We start from the raw sequence: 15,731 nt of genomic DNA, 5'->3' as shown, positions 1-15,731 counted from the left end.
GAACTGGAACGGATCGCAACTCCAGAAATCTGCGTTAGAGCAAGGTTGCACGCTGGCTTGCAGCCTGTGCGCAGCAGACCAATTCCCTTGCGATGTCGCCCCGCTTACGACAGGATTGTCGCAACCGGAGAATTGCCTATGACGCTGGATATGTTGCGATCCGACCCTCTGCCGCTCGACGCTGCGCCTGCGCAATACCTCAACCTGGACCCGTCGCTTTATATCCGCGACGACATCTGGCAGCAGGAACGGCGCAGCATCTTCGCGCAAAGCTGGCAGTTCATGGGGCCTGTCGCCTCGGTCGCCACATCAGGCCAATACCTTGCCATCGACATCGCCGGCACGCCGGTCTTCGCCATCCGCGGCCGCGACGGGACCTTGCGCGGGTTCAAGAATGTCTGCCGCCACCGCGGCGCGAAACTTCTGGCCGATGGCGCCGGAAAATGTGGGCTGATCGTTTGTCCCTACCACAAATGGTCCTTCGCCGACACTGGACGGCTGGTGCAGGCGCCATGGTACGGCAAGGATCCCGCGATTATCCCTGAGGACTGGCCGCTGGAGACGGTGCAATTGTCGCAATGGCGCGGGCTGCTCTTTGCGTCACTCGAGCCGAAGGAGAGCCTTCTCGATCAACTCGGCGCTCTGCCGGCCGAACTGGCGGACGAGCCGCTGGAGACCTATGCCGCCACAGATCAGGCCACGGTGAGCTTTGCGGCGAACTGGAAGATCTACACCGACAATTTCGTCGAAGGCTACCACATCCCCGGCACGCATCCCTCGTTCTATGCTGCCATCGACTTCGAAGCTTTCCAGACCACCGCCCATCCCGGTTATGTCCGGATGACAGCACCGCCTAAAGACGGCCTCTTCTATCGCGGCAAATGGCTTTGGATGTGGCCGAACTGGACGCTGTCGCTTTTCGATGGCGGCATGAACGTTAGCCGCATTAACCCGACCTCCCCGCACCACACGGACCAGCACTACCATTTTTTCTTTGCAGACACCTCCGAAGAAGGATCCGAGACCAGGGCGAAATCCGTGCAAGGCACTTTGGCCGTGGTGCGCGAGGACTACACGATCTGCGCCGATACGCATCGCAACTATGCCGCCGGCGCCTATAGCTCCGGGCCGCTCTCGGGGCGGCATGAGCGGGGAGTGCAGTATTTCCAGGAACGGGTCGCTGCGGCACTGGAGCTGTGAGGGTGGCTTGACCGCGCACTCTCCCCGTGCGTCGTCGCCTGGGCCGGTCGGCCAGTTTAGCCAGACGGAAAAGGCCGCTGCTGACCCCTGCCCTTCGTGGCCGGATATTAGCGGGCGGCCCAAGGTCCATGGCCATAGGGTATCTGCGCAATGGCGCTTGGGAGGACTATCGAACACCGCCTTGCCGTTTCGCTGGAGGCCCGTCGCTCGGCGCGGCGGGCCTCCAGCGGCAATCGGTTTAGTTATAAACCTTCACGATCTTGCGCGTTGAGGGATCGACAAGAACCGTGCGGTTATCAACCACGACATAACGGTACTTGACGTTCGGGACCTCGTGCAGCTCGACCGTGTCCGGCAGGGCTGTGCCGACATTCAGCTCCACGCCGGGAAGCTTCACAGAGGCGAGCGGCTGCTTCTTCACATACTCACGGACGACCGTGTCCTGCTCGGGTTGAATGATGATGTCCTCGGCCGCCGCGACGCCGATACCGGCGAGCAGCATGAACGATGCGGCTGCAGCAGAAAGATACATTTTCATAATCAATCTCCTTTTCAGATCAGGGCCGACCACATGCCGGCACCTGACCGAGAAACTTTTGCCTCGGCCTCACCGTTCCCGCCGGGGGACTTCAGTCGGGCAAGCGTCAGACCTAAGTCTGACACAGGCAAGCAACGGTCCTAACGCTTAATTATTGCGGAACTGCCTGCTCGTCCTGACATTGTCTCCCCAGGAAACGCGGGAGAAAACAGATGGATAGCAGTGTTCGGCGGGCCGGCTGGTTGCTTGCTCCATTGCTTGCAACCGCGCCCCATTTCTTCTCGCCCGGACCATTCCTGGCTGACAGGTATTCAGATCATCGCAGCCATGTCCCTTCCTGCGCTGATAGGGTTCGGGCGCTGCACTTGTGCGGCGCCCGAGCCTTAATCTCACCCTGCCAAGCAGGTTCCCAGACCCCGCATGGAGGCGAGAGCTGATGTTCAGCGACAAAGAAACCCGTTTCCTGGAGGCAGCCCTGCTCGCGGCGGTGCCCATTTGCGTCGCCATAACCGCTTTGGTCGCATTGCTGACCCTGGGGACGCTGTGAAAATGTCTCGGGCAAGCGCTAGAGCCGACCGGCTCTCCGCGATGTCGTTTGCAGGCTGGAGGCACCCCGCGCCATAGCTTACTTATCGATGGGCTTACTTATCGATGTGGTCTTGGCGCCTCGCAGGCATGGTCGTTATAAGCCCGCCGACTGAAGCACTGTGTGCCCCTCTGCCACGGTCATGTATCTATCGGCGTCGCCATGGTGCGGCAAAAGAACTGGAACGGGTTTCTGACCCGTGCGCCGGCGGCCGAAGCGTGGAACGGCATCCAGGAGGTTTCGCGTGTAGGGGTGCTGGGGGTTCTCGATGACGGCTCGGGCCGGCCCGCACTCGACGATCCGTCCCCGGTGCATCACGGCGATCCGGTCGCACAAGCGCGCGACGACGGCCATGTCATGCGAAATGAAGAGGTAGGAGAGATCGCCCTGCTTTTTCAGGCCGGCAAGCAGATCCAGGATCTGCGCCTGGATGGTCACATCGAGCGCCGAGACCGGCTCATCGGCGACGACGATCCGCGGGTTTGGCGCCAGCGCCCTGGCTATGGCAATCCGCTGCCGCTGGCCGCCTGAGAATTCGTGCGGATAACGGTGCGCGAACTCTCGCTTCAGCCCAACCCGATCGAGCAGGTCGGCGACCGTCGCATTGATCGCCGGCCAGTCGAACTCGCCGCGTGCGAACAGCCCTTCCCCGATCTGCCGGCCTACGGTCAATCGCGGATTGAGCGAAGAGTATGGATCCTGGAAGATCATCTGGCATCGTCGCAGTTTCTCGCGACGCAGCTGCGGCGACAGGTCATCTATGCGCGCGCCATCGACATGCAGTTCTCCCGCAGAGGGTGTGTCGAGCCCGACGGCAATCCGCCCCAGCGTCGACTTGCCCGACCCGCTTTCGCCGACGATCCCCAGCGTCTCGCCCTTGCCGAGCGCAAGGGAAACGCCGTTCAGCGCATGCACGGTTCGCCGGTTGGCCGTGAACGACTTCCGCAGGCCTTCGATCTTGAGACAGGGTTCCGACATCATGGCCGGACCCCCGCCACTTCCAGTTCGCGCTGCCTCAACCCCCTGTCGACCGTCAGGTGGGAGGCGAGCAGCGCCTTGGTGTAGTCGTGCTTCGGCGAATGGAGCACCTCGTCTACCGTACCAATCTCCAGGATGCGCCCGCCACGCATGACGGCGACACGATCGGCGGTTTCGGCAACCACGCCGATATCGTGCGTAATTAGCAGGATGCCGGAGCCCGAGCGCGCCTTGAGATCGACCAGCAGGTCGAGCACCTGAGATTGCACGGTGACGTCGAGGGCGGTCGTTGGCTCGTCGGCGATGAGGATGCCCGGGCGAAGCGCAAGCGCCGCGGCAATCATGATGCGCTGGCGCATGCCGCCCGAAAGCTGATGCGGATATTGTGCAAGCACGCGGTTAGGCTCCGGTATGCCCACGTCCTCAAGCCAGGTACGGGCAGTCGCCAGCGCCTCGCGACTTGAGACGCATTTGTGGCGCACCAACCCTTCCGTCATTTGCCGAGCGATGGTGAGGACCGGATTGAGCGAGGTCATCGGCTCCTGAAAGATCATACCGATCTTGGCGCCGCGGACATTTTCCATCTCACGGCGGCCGAAGCCCGCAATGTCCTGCCCCTCGATCTCGATGCGGCCGCCCATCCGCGCCGCCATCGGCAGCAGCTTCATGATCGAGAGAGACGTCATGCTTTTGCCGCTGCCGGATTCGCCGACGAGAGCAAGGATTTCGCCGCGAGCGAGATCGAAACTGATCTTGTCGATCGCTTGGAAGCCGCCTGACTTGGCTGGAAAGCTGACGGAGAGATCCTGGACGCGCAGATAAGGGATGCTCATGGCCGACCCTTCCGACGGGGATCGACAAGGTCTCTCAGACTGTCACCGATCAGATTGAAGGAGAGCACCGTCACGCAAATGGCAGCGCCTGGAAAGATCAGGATCCAGGGCGCCTTGTTGATGTAGTTGCGGCCGGAGGCAAGGATCGCGCCCCATTCGGGAGACGGCGGCTGGACCCCGAGGCCGAGGAAAGACAGGCCCGCCGCGGACAGGATGGCCGAAGAGAAGCCAAGCGTTCCCATGACGATCAGGCTTTGGCCGATGTTGGGCATGACATGCACGCGAACCAGCCGGCTGGAGCGAATACCCGCAAGCCTTGCCGCCTCGATATAGGGCTTGACCCTTTCCGCTGCGGCAAGCCCGTATGTGACCCGTGCGTAGAAGGGGACGAGGCTGATGGCGATCGCGAGCGTGGCGTTCTCGATTCCAGGCCCGAGGAAGGCGACGAGCGCCAGCGCGATCAAAGTGTCCGGGAAGGAATAGAGCACGTCGATGAGACGAAGCAGAACCCCTTCGACCGCCCGGCCCGCAAAGGCCGCGATCAGGCCGATCAGCCCGCCAATGAAGAGGCCGCTCACCACGGCGGTGATGCCGATACCGAGGGACAGGCGGCCCCCAACGAGCACCCGGCTCAAAAGGTCACGCCCGAACTCGTCCGTACCGAAGAGATGCGCGGCGGAAGGTGCGGCAAGCCGTGGGCCGGCGGCCATCCGCGTCGGATCGAACGGCGCCAGATAGTGGGAGAGCAGCGATGCGGCGATGACCAGGGCCGCCAGAGCGAGACCGAAAACCACGCTGACAGGCAGGCGCCGGCTCCATACGGGAACTTCAGTCGTGGTGCTCATTGCTGCCTCATGCGCGGATCGAGAAAGCTGTAGAGGATGTCGATCAGCATTGAGACGATGACCACGGAGGTGGCGAAGACGACGATGAAGCCCTGGATCATCGGATAGTCGCGCTCCAGCATGGCCTGGACCGCCAGCCGGCCGATGCCGTTCCAGGAGAAGACGTTCTCGACGATCACCTGGCCGCCGAGCAGGTAGGCAAAGACGAGGCCGACGACGGTGACGATGCTGATCAGCGCCGGCCTCAGCGCGTGCACGAGCAACACCTGGTGTTCACGCAGACCCCTGGCACGGGCGGTGCGAATATAGTCCTCCTCCAGCACGTCAACCAGCGCCGAACGCGTCATGCGGGCGACCAGCGCGCAATAGGTCAGGCCCAGCGTCAGGGCCGGCAATAGGATGTTGCGCCAGTTCGACCCGGCGACGGGCAGCCAGTTGAGCTTCAGGGCGAATAGCTGGATCATGACAAGGCCAAGCCAGAAGGCGGGGATCGAGACGCCAAGCACGGCAATGAACATCACGACCGTATCGGCAACCCGGCCCCGGTTGACGGCCGCTACGAATCCGAGCGGAATGCCGATCGCCAGCGCCAGTCCAAGGCCCGAAACCGCCAGTGCGAACGTGTTGGGCACGCGTTGCATCAGCAGCCGCAGGACGGGTTCGTTGCCGCGGATGGTCGTGCCAAGGTCGCCCTGCAGGACACGCGCGAGATAGTGCAAGACCTGCTGCCAGATGGGTAGGTCGAGACCGAGTCTGCTGCGCATTTCGGCCATCGCCTCCGGGGTGGCGGATACGGACTGCGCCATCATCGCGGTGACGGGATCGCCGGGGACGACGTGGATGAGCAGGCCGGACAGGATGATCACGACAATTACGGTGACGAACGCAACGAGAACTCGTTTTGAGATCAGAAAGAGCATCGGAACCCATCCGGTCGATGCACCGCCCTGCCTACCGGCGACAGGGCGGTGCCGAACCTACTATTGCTTGAGGGTCACATCATTGAACAGGAGGGATACCATGAACCCCAGCTTGAAGCCCTCGACCTTCGCGTTCGACGCCATCAACCAGTTCCAGCCCGGGGACAGCAACGGGACCGTATAGGAATTCTCCATCAGATATTTTTCGACATCATGGATTTTGGCGGCGCGCGCGTCGCCCGAAAGCTTGCGCTGCTCATCGAGCATGGCATCGACCTGCTCGTTCAGGCCCATCTCGACAAAACCGGGACGCTTCCAGAGGAAATTGAGGTAGTCCGGATCGACGCCCGACATGCCCATCGTCCAGACGAAGGGCTCGCCATCGGTGCGCTTGTTCTCGCTGGTCATGTGATCGAAGTGAGCCGCGACCTCGCGTGTCTCGATCTCGGCCTGGACGTTGATGGCAGCCAGGTCCTGCTGCATGATCTGATGCATCTGGTCCCAGCCCGAGAGCTTATGGGCCAACAGCTTGATCTTCAGCGGCTTGTCGGCGGTGTAGCCGGCCGCTTCCATGATGGCCTTGGCGCCTTCGGGATCATATTTGGCTCCCCATGTGGCGCACAGCTGTTCGTCGGTCGCAAACAGCTTTGGCGCGACCGGACAGTTGGAGGTATGGACCAGGCCTTCGAAGGCGATGTTGGCATAGGCATCGCGGTTCATCGCCATGCCGATCGCCTTCCGAATATCGGGATTGTCGAGCGGCTTGATCTTCCAGGAGAAGGCCGCCAGCACCTGCTGGCCTGAAAGCTCGGCGGCGTAGACCTTGAAATTGCTGTCGCTCTTCAGATCAGCCGTTTCCTCCAGCGAAGGCTCGACGAGATCGGCTTCGCCCGAACGCAGCGCCGCCATACGGGCGACCGCTTCCGGGATCACCTTGAACGTCAGCTTGTCGATATGCGGCTTGCCCGGGTTCTCGATGAGCGGATTGAAATTTTTGTAGTCGGCATTGGCCTGAAGCTCGAGGCTATCGTTGCGCGTCCAGCTGGCGAACTTGAACGGCCCGGTTCCGATCGGCTTGAATTCGGCGGCGGCAAATGACGACGGGCAGACAAAGCCCGCTTGGATGCCGGTCAGGAAGGACATGAACGGGCTGTAGGGCTCCGACATCGAAACCTTGAGCACTTTGCCTTCCACGCTAGTGCCTGTGATCGGTCCCCAGAGCGAACGGTCCGGATTGACCGTCGCCGGGTCGATGGCGCGATCGACCCGCGCCTTGGCGGCGGCGGCGTCGAAGGTGCTGCCATCGTGGCACTTCACGCCGTCGCGGATCGTGAAGGAGTAGGTCTTGCCGTCCTCCGACATCGACCACTCGCTGGCGATGCCTGGATGCACCGTGCCATCCTCGGCCATGGTCACCAGCGTGTCGAAGATCAGATTGGTCATCTGAAGCGACTGCGTCGTGCTGGTCTTGTCGGGATCGAGGCTGTCGGCATCGACGGCGCGGGCGACGATCAAATCTGCTGCGCCGGCGGCGGAGAGGCTCAGGCCTGTCCCAAATGCCGCTGCGGCCAACAGGGCGCGGATATGCTTGGAGAGATTGTTCTGTTTCATGCTTCGTGTTCCCTTTATTATTTGGTTGGACTGCATGTAGGTGTCAGGCGACGGATACTGGCGGACGTTTACCTGCCCACGGCCTCGCAACTTCAAGCTGGGACGCCAAGCGGAAGAGCAGATTTTCGGCGCCTGGGGCGGCCGCGAACTGCACGCCGATAGGCAGGCCATCGGCATTCCAGACGAGCGGCACCGACATGGCGGGCGAGCCGTTTACGTTGAAGATATGGGTGAAGGGCATCCAGGAAAGATAAAACTCGTAGTGTCCCCGCATGGAGGTCGCCTCCGGGAAGTCCTCATGGGCGAGCGGCGGCTGTGCGAGGGTCGGCGAGAGGAAGACGTCATACCGGTTGAAGGTCGAGGTAACGGCGGACGCGACGGCGTGCAGGCGTGTCGTCGCGACGTTGACCTCGACCGCCGAGATGCGGTTGCCGGCCTCGATCATTTCCCACAGCATTGGTGGGAAATCCTCTTCTGTCAGCTTGCGTCCGAGCACCTGTTCCTCGAGCCGCATATCTGTCGCATACTCAGCCAGGATAAAGGTTTCAAACGCGCTCCAGCCATCGTCGGGCAATGCGATGTCATGCGCCTCGCAGACATGGCCGAGGCTTTCGAGCAGCTTTACCGTCTCGTCGACCGCCTTGACGCAGTCGGGATGGGTCATTGCCCCATAGGGCGCCCTGGTGGAGACGCCTATGCGCAGTCTTCCGGGCTCGCGGCCGACTTGGCTGGCAAAGCCGCCACCCGATGGGCTGTTGAAAAACTGCCCCGGATGGGCGCCCTGTGTTGCGTCCAACATGGCTGCGCTGTCGCGCACGGAGCGGGAGAGCACATGTTCGACCAGCATGCCCTGCCAGGTACTGCCCGACGGAGCGACTGGATTCCTGCCGCGCGTCGGCTTGAGGCCAAAGCAGCCGCAGACAGAGGATGGCACGCGGATCGAACCCCCGCCATCATTGCCATGCGCCATTGGCACCACACCTGCCGCCACGGCGGCCGCCGTGCCGCCGCTAGACGTTCCAGCCGTGCGTGTCGTGTCCCATGGATTGTTGGTGACGCCGTGCGCACGCGAGCGCGTCGTCCAGTCCATGGCAAGCTCCGGAACGGCGGTTTTGCCGAAGATCACCACGCCTGACTTCTTGAAGCGCCGGACGAGCTCGGTGTCCTCAGCCGGCTTGACCGAAGCGCGCGGCGGCCATCCGGCGCCGGTGGGCTGACCGCCGTAATGCGCCGTCAGGTCTTTGAGCAGGAAGGGAACGCCCTTGAACGGACCGTCAGGGAGCTCCTCCTTGATGAACCGGCGGGCTTCTTCCTCGAATAGGGCAACAACGGCGTTCAGCTTGTCGTCGACCGCCCTGACACCGGCAAGCGCCGTATCCAGCAGTTCGCCCGGCGTCACCTCGTTTTTGGCGACAAGGTCCGCGAGCCCGGTGGCGTCGAAATTCTGGTATTCGCTGAGCTGCAACGTCCTGGATCCCCGTTCGGCATTTTCGCAAAGCTACGGCGTGCCGAAATTTCCTGCATGATCCCGAGGGGTGAGACGGAAAGAAATTTCGTATCACCCGAAAGAGTGATACGCCTTGGCGCGACCAACTGAACGCACGGATGTCTGTTGTCGCAGCAAGCAAGCCTCATCAATCTTCACATTTCGCCGCCCCGTGCTTCGTCCGGGATGATCAACCGGCCGCGGCTGACCGCGCTCGCCCGCCTGCTAACGCAATACCGGCTTTGCCTCGTTCATGCGCCTGCCGGTTCGGGCAAGACGACGCTGCTTGCGCAATGGCATGAATCGCTGCTGGAAAGCGACGTCAAGACGGTCTGGTATTCGGCCGGCGAAGCCGATCGCGATCCCTTCGCCTTCGCCGACGGCCTGATGCTGGCTTTCAAGGCAAGTTTCAGCGAGATCGGCGCGTCCATGGCGGCCCGCGACGAGCCCGATGCCATAACCCGCCTCGTTGCATTGGTGGTGCGATGCGTCGAGGCCGCGCCGATTGCGCTGTTCGTCGATGATTATCATCTCGCGGAAGGCGGCGACGGCGGCGAAACGATCAATCGCATCTTCGCGGCTCGTATACCGAACATGACGATCGTTCTGGCCAGCCGCACCCGCCCCTCGATCCCGATCGGCCGCCTGCGCGTCAGCGGCGAAATTCTCGAAGTGCCGGTGGAAGACCTGTTTTTCGACGAGGCGGAGACCGAGGCGTTTTTCCAGGCGTCGTCGGGCGTGACGCTGACCTCCGAGGAGAGCCGGCAGATGCACGGCTATACGGAAGGCTGGGCGGCCGGTCTGAGGCTCGCGTCGCTCGTGCTCGGTCGTACGCCAAGCGCGTTCGCCGCCACCCCGCCGACCGGCAGCCATCGCGCTTTCGCCGAGTATTTCCTGGAGGAGGTGATCCTAGGCCTGCCGGAGAAGATCTGCCGCTTCCTGGCCATGACTTCAATCCTCGATGCCCTGAATTCAGGCCTCTGCAATGCGGTTACGGGCTGGGAGGATGGCAGCGAGGTTCTGGAGTATCTCGAGGAAGTCCAGCTTTTCGTGGTCAGATTGCCGGGCTCGCAGCGCTGGTACAAGTATCATCATCTGTTCCAGGAGTTCCTGCTGGCGCGGCTTTATGCCGAGACGCATGCCGATATCGCCGCGCTGCATTCCCGCGCCGCCCAATGGTTCATCGAGAACGGCTCGCCAATGGAGGCCGTTCGACATGCCTTCCTCGCCCGGCGACCGGATTGGGCGGCCGAGATGATCGAAAGCTATTGCCTCTACGACTATCTCAGTCACGGTCGCTTCGAGATCTTTTCGCGCTGGATGCAGCAATTGCCGCGCGACGCGCGCGAAGAGCGCCCGCTTCTGCTCTTCCTCCAGGTCTGGCGCTTCATCAACATGCGCCGGTTCCTCCAGGCCGAGCAGACACTTCGCACGATCGAGGATCTCGCCGCCGACAAGACGAGCCGCCTATCGGTCATCGCGCGTGAAACAGGCCTGGACGTCGACGGTCGATTGCACCTGATGCGGGCCCTGATCGGCGCCTATGGTGGCGATATCGCCGGCGGCCTGGCCCATATCGACGAACTCGCGGGCCGGGAACTCGATCACCTTGCCTTTGGCAGCGTGGACCTCGATTCTATTCACAGCTACTTTGCCCTCCAGGCCGGCGATCTGACGCTTGCAGAGAAGCTCACCTGGCGCGCCAAGGGCATCTATGACGAGATCGCCGTCCATTGGGGCGGCCTTCATTCCCGCGCTATCGCAGCCATGTGTTACATTGCGAGAGGCTTGATGCAGGAAGCCAAGGACGTGGCGGAGGACGCACTGCGCATTGCGCGCGGCAATTTTGCCGAACATTCCTACATGGTCGCGCTGCCATCGGTGCTGCTGGGCGTCGTCGCCTTCGACCGGGGCGATTTCGAAGAGGCCGAGCAGCTCTGGATACGAGCTATGCCCTCGGAAAACGCGACCGACGTCTCCGGACTGTGCGAACGCGTACTCATCGCCACGACGGGCCTTGTCCGCGTCTACGACGCTACCGGCCGATCGGACAAAGGCACCAATGTGCTGGTGCGGGCCAGCCGCCGCGCCTATGAGACAGAGGACTTCCGCCTGGAGTTCCAGCTCGCCATCGAGCGGGCCAACCGCGCTTTCCGCCTTGGAAATCGGTCCGAGGGGCTGCGGGAGTGGGAGCGTCTGTCCTTGCATCTGCCGGAAGCCGAGCGTCGTTTTCCGGCATCCGCTTGGCAGATCTGGGATCCGTTCCACGTCGTCACGGCGCGGGCGATGATGGAAACGGGCCAAGCCGCCGCCGCGGGAGAAGGGCTGCGCGATGTCGAGGCAAGGGCCGGCCGGGAGGGACGGCTTCTGAGTGCCCTGCAGGTTTCCCGCCTGATCGGGCAGCTCGAAGGAGCCACCAGAGCGCCCGCAAGCGAGCAACAGGTGAAGGTGGGTAGGCTGCAAGACGTCTACCTCGATATCGCTCCTGCGAACGCCCGGCAGGTTTTGTCGCCTCGACGCGCCGTCAGCGTGTCGGAGCCCCTCGCCGGCGCTTTGACCAGACGGGAGGAAGAGGTCCTCGAGTTGATGCGCTGGGGCCTCTCCAACGGCGAAATCGCCGCCAAACTCCGCATCAACATCAACACCGTAAAATCCCACACCAAGAATCTCTTCTCCAAGCTCGGCGTCAAAAGCCGCACACAGGCTGTGTTGAAAGGGCTGGGATAATCCCGACGCAGCCGGCCAGAAGTCTCTCGATCCGTGCTCGTCGGCCCGCTCAGCATGTCATCCGGCCCGTGCCATGGGCGCCTGTAGCGCTAGATCAACAGTTTCCTGGCCTGTGAAAGCCTGCCGGGCCTCTTGGTCGAAACGCTGGCGATGGAAGGTGCCTCGTTTCTGCGGCAGCCCCAGCGCAGCTTGAAATGGCTCAACCCCGCGCAGATCGCTTTTGCCACGGGGACACCGATCTCGGGTCGGGAAAGGTCGGCGAACCAGACCCGCGAACCACAAACTTCGGTGATTTCGTCCAGCAGGTCCTCGACGTTGCCTCCGCCAGTGCGTCCCAGGCCATCGGCAGGCTTGCCGATGGCGAAACGGAAATTGCGAACGTCGGCAAACCTCTTCCAGCGGCTCATCCGGCAGTCGTCGGCGCTCACTGTTTTGTTGCGGGGCCGTTCGATCCTTTCGGCATGAGCCTGCATGGCAGCCTCGGACTGTACCAATTCCAGAAACGCGGAGCTGGCGGCTTTCCTCACATCGAAGCCGGCTCCGAAGCCGGCGGCCATGCCCTCGCCGCTGTCTTCGCCGCTGATCGCCGCGACCACTGTGGCAGTCCGGAAGGAGGATATATCCAGAAGCCAAAGCCTTCGTCCGGTGTCGAGCCGATGCTGCCTGATAGAAGACGTCAAGCCTTGGTCATCAAGCTGCGCGACATCGAGCCGCGGTCTCAAGCAGCCTCGGTGCCACCAGATGCCGGTGGCGTCTCGCTCGGCGAGTTCAAGCAAGGCGCGAGCCCTCGCATCGGCCCGCGTCATGCCCGCGGCGCAGCCATTGGAGTCGACGTTCAAGCTTGCATCGCCATGGGCGAAGTCGCCAAATCGGCCGTAGCAAAGAAATGCCGGGCAAAGCGCGGTCGCGTCGTCATGGAAGCTTTGAACCTGCACCCATAGCCCGGGATTGACCAGCCGATCCGGCGGAGGGATTGTATCCCAGCCGCGCCAAACTCTGCTGAGGCGGTGGCGATTGTTTATCTGCTCCGGCGAGAAGCCCAACACATCGGCCGCATCGATCCTGATCGCACCGACCGGGCATGCGATATGCGCTGACGCTACGTCGTCGGCTCGGCAGGCCCAGCTGCAAAGCTCCGCGGCCTCTCCCAGGCAAGCCAATACGGCCCTGGCAGCATCGAGGCCTTTGCCACTTGCTGTAATCCGCTCCTCGCTTCGTTCGAAGGGAGCGATATTGGACATTGCCAGGAAACCGCCTGGAACGTCGAACACTTCAACGCCAAGGTCGTATCGGATAGCGAAGCGCAGAAGCGGCAGGCCATTGTCAGGCGCGGCATTAAGGGTCGCGGCCAGATCCGCCAGGACGAGATCACGGGGGCTCGACCGGCGACTCCCGGTGAAGCCGTCTTCAGTCCGCGTGACCGACAGGTCGCGTGGCGCCAGGGACGCGAGCTTTGTCCAATGCGGCCCTTGCAACAGCAACTTGGCTCTTCCAATATTTTAGCGTCTGCTGTTTACGTTGGGATAGCGGCTAAATCCATCGGCCGAAACGAGACGATAGCCGACGGAGTTGACAATTTCCACAGACGGTCTGGCGATTAGGCTAATCGGCGGTTTCGAGCTTCGCAAAGGCTCGGAGACCCTTTCGCTGGTCAAGCGGAAGGCCTGTGCCATCCTTGCCTATCTCATACTGAGTGGCAGGTCACGCGAGACGCGCGGGCGACTGGCAGCCTTGCTTTGGAGCGAACAGGACGAGGAGCATGCCCGCGGCTCGCTGCGCCAGAGCATCAAGGATCTCAGACGCCTGGCAAGCGAAACCAGGCTCGATTTCCTCACGGTGGACAAGCTCGTCCTTGGCATCGATCCGACGGCGATACGCTCCGACATCGATGAGCTCGAGCAGGCATTTGACGACCGCAATTACGACCGGGCCCTGCTGCTGCTGGGGAAAGCCAGGGATGGACTTTGCGCTGGATTGCATGACTGCGATCCCGTCTTCGACAATTGGCTGAGAATGCAGTCGACCATGATGACCGACAGGCTGGTCACACGGCTGGCAGCCGCGCTGGCGGCCGAGACGGACCCGAGACAGCGCAAGTCCATCGCGGCGTGTATTCTGCAACTCGATCCGTTTTTCGATGATGCCGTGGTGGAGACCATCCGGCGCGTCTGTCAGGAAAGCGGCTATGCAAGAGCGCGGGCCTTCTTCGAGCGCTATGCGGCCGAACTCAAAGCCGACATGGATCTGCGGCCGCCAGGAGAGATCCTGCGCCTCATGGAGGCGCTGAAACCCGGCGAGGACGAAGCCAAGCAGGCAACCGGCCCTAGTCTTGCGCAGGGCGCTCACGACAGCCGCGTTCCGGGCAAGCCGATGATCGCCATCATCATTGCCAGGCGCGAAGCGGAAAATGAACATCTTCAATTCGCCCTGGCGACGGAGCTCCTGGCTTCGATCTCTCGCTTCCGGCATTGGACGGCTTTGTCGACGGAGTTGCAAGCCAGCCGGATCTCGTTCGAGGAGGTACAAGTCGCCGCGGGCGAAAACGTGGATATCGGCGTGCTTATCCGCCTTATCGACGCAAACCTGCCGGCCGTGTTCGAGATCACCTGCTACGACTTCCTGCAAGGAGGGGAAGCCTTCAGCCTGACTGTTCCTTCCGATCCGTCGTCATGGCGCTCGGCGTTCAACGAGGTCTGCGCGCGATTTTCCGCGCGGCTCCAGATTGCCTTGTCCAGTGCCACGCTGCACCGCATATCGCAAAACTCACCAAACCACTTTTCAGCCTATGATTGCTGGCTGGACGGTCAGCGCCTTTCGATCATGTGGCGCAAGGATACCGAAGAGGCCGCCATCGCCCGCTACGAGGAGGCGATCCGGCTCGATCCTGATCTATCCTGCGCCTATTCGAGCCTTGCAGCGGTGCTGAACTCGCGCTGGATCGTTGTTCCGGGAGCGCCTTCAATCGGACAAGACCTCACGCGCGCCTTCGAACTGGCCAAGCGTGCGGTCTTGCTCGACCCATTCGACCATCGCAATCAGGTCAATCTGGCCTGGAGCCACCTACTTGCGCGCCGCTGGGATCTTGCGGATTTCCACTTCAGCCTGGCGCACGAGCAGAACGCCGGCAATCCCGCGACGCTGATCGCCTACGCGCTGGCCAGCTCGTTCATGGGATATCACGAGCGGGCGCTTGAGCTTTCGAAGCGATGTTTCGAACTCAATCCGATGCCTGGCGCGCACTATCACGGCTATCAGGCGACCATTGCCTTTTTGGCGGGCGACCTTGAGGGGTGCGTGGACGCCGCGGCCAAGTGCGATCAGTTGTTCGCTGACATCCCAGGCTGGTCGGCTGCGGCCCTGGCCCTGATGAAACGCAATCGCGAGGCCGGCAACGAATTCAGGCGCTTCCTGCGCAACCTCTCGGCCGCATGGCAAGGCCCGGGCAGGCCCGATCGCGCCCTCGCCGTCGAGTGGCTGAGTACCGCCTTTCCCATTCGCCTGCCGGCCGACCAAGCGAAACTGGCGAGCGGCATTGAACTGGCAGCTCAGTCGGGCTGAAGCAACGATCCCGAGCCACGCCCACGACCCTATTTGCAGCGCGACATGACGTAGTCGCCTAAGCGGCAGTGATAGGCACGCAAACGATTTTTCTTGATCTGGTTGGCTGGCCCGGCGTTCGGGTCGGTCTTGTAGTGATCGGGAAATGTGTACTCCTCGCCGGGACCATCCACCGGCGCAATGGTGTCAACCGTCTGCTCGACGTCGCCGGTGAAGGGAAAGGCGATGTTGGCGACCAGGTCCTCGTCGAAGTACGGTCGGATGGTGATCTCCTCCCAAGTCTTGTCCCTGGGCGTCATAAACCCACGCAACAGATCCTTCATCCCCTGCTGATCTCCATTTCTGAAGACCGCTTGTTTGGCCGGGTCCTTGATCAGGTCCCGGATAAATTCGCCAAGCGCTTCGAACTGCACATCCTTGAACTTCACCATGTCTGCTTCCCCCGCTAG

Annotated in this window: 12 protein-coding genes; 3 read left to right on the top strand and 9 right to left on the bottom strand. The window is 62.2% G+C overall.

Annotation, left to right across the window (positions count from 1 at the left end; translation table 11 throughout):
- Positions 1 to 138 precede the first annotated feature (138 nt).
- Positions 139 to 1,200, top strand: coding sequence for an aromatic ring-hydroxylating oxygenase subunit alpha (locus LB513_RS10740; protein ID WP_224663469.1), 1,062 nt, complete (start codon positions 139 to 141; stop codon positions 1,198 to 1,200).
- 238 nt (positions 1,201 to 1,438) lie between these two features.
- Here LB513_RS10740 and LB513_RS10735 read toward each other — a convergent pair whose 3' ends face one another.
- From LB513_RS10735 to LB513_RS10705, 7 genes are all read right to left on the bottom strand, one after another.
- The gene (locus LB513_RS10735) at positions 1,439 to 1,738 is read right to left on the bottom strand and encodes a DUF1236 domain-containing protein (RefSeq protein WP_224663468.1); all 300 of its coding nucleotides are present in this window, start codon (positions 1,736 to 1,738) and stop codon (positions 1,439 to 1,441) included.
- A gap of 682 nt (positions 1,739 to 2,420) precedes the next feature.
- Entirely contained in the window at positions 2,421 to 3,305 is an 885-nt protein-coding gene (locus tag LB513_RS10730; protein ID WP_224663467.1) for an ABC transporter ATP-binding protein, read from the bottom strand.
- Positions 3,302 to 4,135, bottom strand: coding sequence for an ABC transporter ATP-binding protein (locus tag LB513_RS10725; RefSeq protein ID WP_224663466.1), 834 nt, complete (start codon positions 4,133 to 4,135; stop codon positions 3,302 to 3,304). Before LB513_RS10725 ends, LB513_RS10730 begins: the two co-directional genes overlap by 4 nt.
- The gene (locus LB513_RS10720) at positions 4,132 to 4,980 is read right to left on the bottom strand and encodes an ABC transporter permease (RefSeq protein ID WP_224663465.1); all 849 of its coding nucleotides are present in this window, start codon (positions 4,978 to 4,980) and stop codon (positions 4,132 to 4,134) included. Before LB513_RS10720 ends, LB513_RS10725 begins: the two co-directional genes overlap by 4 nt.
- Positions 4,977 to 5,900: an ABC transporter permease gene (locus LB513_RS10715; RefSeq protein WP_224663464.1), complete on the bottom strand. Its 924-nt coding sequence runs from the start codon at positions 5,898 to 5,900 to the stop codon at positions 4,977 to 4,979. Before LB513_RS10715 ends, LB513_RS10720 begins: the two co-directional genes overlap by 4 nt.
- A 60-nt stretch (positions 5,901 to 5,960) precedes the next feature.
- Complete coding sequence (locus tag LB513_RS10710; protein WP_224663463.1) at positions 5,961 to 7,511, bottom strand: ABC transporter substrate-binding protein; 1,551 nt, start codon at positions 7,509 to 7,511, stop codon at positions 5,961 to 5,963.
- Between the two features lie 43 nt (positions 7,512 to 7,554).
- Complete coding sequence (locus LB513_RS10705; RefSeq protein WP_224663462.1) at positions 7,555 to 8,976, bottom strand: amidase; 1,422 nt, start codon at positions 8,974 to 8,976, stop codon at positions 7,555 to 7,557.
- Positions 8,977 to 9,123: 147 nt separating this feature from the next.
- Between LB513_RS10705 and LB513_RS10700 the strand changes: the two genes are divergently transcribed.
- Positions 9,124 to 11,724, top strand: coding sequence for a LuxR C-terminal-related transcriptional regulator (locus tag LB513_RS10700; RefSeq protein WP_224663461.1), 2,601 nt, complete (start codon positions 9,124 to 9,126; stop codon positions 11,722 to 11,724).
- Between the two features lie 89 nt (positions 11,725 to 11,813).
- On the opposite strand, the gene LB513_RS10695 is transcribed toward LB513_RS10700, so the two are convergent.
- Positions 11,814 to 12,965 carry a YcaO-like family protein gene (locus tag LB513_RS10695; RefSeq protein WP_224663677.1) on the bottom strand — a complete coding sequence of 384 codons (1,152 nt, stop codon included), beginning with the start codon at positions 12,963 to 12,965 and terminating at the stop codon, positions 11,814 to 11,816.
- 328 nt (positions 12,966 to 13,293) lie between these two features.
- Between LB513_RS10695 and LB513_RS10690 the strand changes: the two genes are divergently transcribed.
- Positions 13,294 to 15,282: a hypothetical protein gene (locus LB513_RS10690; RefSeq protein ID WP_224663460.1), complete on the top strand. Its 1,989-nt coding sequence runs from the start codon at positions 13,294 to 13,296 to the stop codon at positions 15,280 to 15,282.
- Positions 15,283 to 15,311: 29 nt separating this feature from the next.
- On the opposite strand, the gene LB513_RS10685 is transcribed toward LB513_RS10690, so the two are convergent.
- A complete protein-coding gene (locus LB513_RS10685) occupies positions 15,312 to 15,713 on the bottom strand; it encodes a hypothetical protein (RefSeq protein ID WP_224663459.1) in 402 nt (133 codons plus the stop codon).
- Between the last annotated feature and the right edge of the window lie 18 nt (positions 15,714 to 15,731).

It is taken from the genome of Mesorhizobium sp. ES1-1 (assembly GCF_020164785.1).
GTDB lineage: Bacteria > Pseudomonadota > Alphaproteobacteria > Rhizobiales > Rhizobiaceae > Mesorhizobium.
Note: the sequence above shows the minus strand (reverse complement) of the source record. Positions and strands in the feature narration are given on the sequence as shown.

Excerpts from the sequence above, each read along its gene's own strand:
- LB513_RS10720 (WP_224663465.1), bottom strand. The coding sequence starts at position 4,980 with ATGAGCACCACGACTGAAGTTCCCGTATGGAGCCGGCGCCTGCCTGTC.
- LB513_RS10740 (WP_224663469.1), top strand. The coding sequence starts at position 139 with ATGACGCTGGATATGTTGCGATCCGACCCTCTGCCGCTCGACGCTGCG.
- LB513_RS10685 (WP_224663459.1), bottom strand. The coding sequence starts at position 15,713 with ATGGTGAAGTTCAAGGATGTGCAGTTCGAAGCGCTTGGCGAATTTATC.
- LB513_RS10710 (WP_224663463.1), bottom strand. The coding sequence starts at position 7,511 with ATGAAACAGAACAATCTCTCCAAGCATATCCGCGCCCTGTTGGCCGCA.
- LB513_RS10725 (WP_224663466.1), bottom strand. The coding sequence starts at position 4,135 with ATGAGCATCCCTTATCTGCGCGTCCAGGATCTCTCCGTCAGCTTTCCA.
- LB513_RS10695 (WP_224663677.1), bottom strand. The coding sequence starts at position 12,965 with ATGTCCAATATCGCTCCCTTCGAACGAAGCGAGGAGCGGATTACAGCA.
- LB513_RS10735 (WP_224663468.1), bottom strand. The coding sequence starts at position 1,738 with ATGAAAATGTATCTTTCTGCTGCAGCCGCATCGTTCATGCTGCTCGCC.
- LB513_RS10730 (WP_224663467.1), bottom strand. The coding sequence starts at position 3,305 with ATGATGTCGGAACCCTGTCTCAAGATCGAAGGCCTGCGGAAGTCGTTC.
- LB513_RS10715 (WP_224663464.1), bottom strand. The coding sequence starts at position 5,900 with ATGCTCTTTCTGATCTCAAAACGAGTTCTCGTTGCGTTCGTCACCGTA.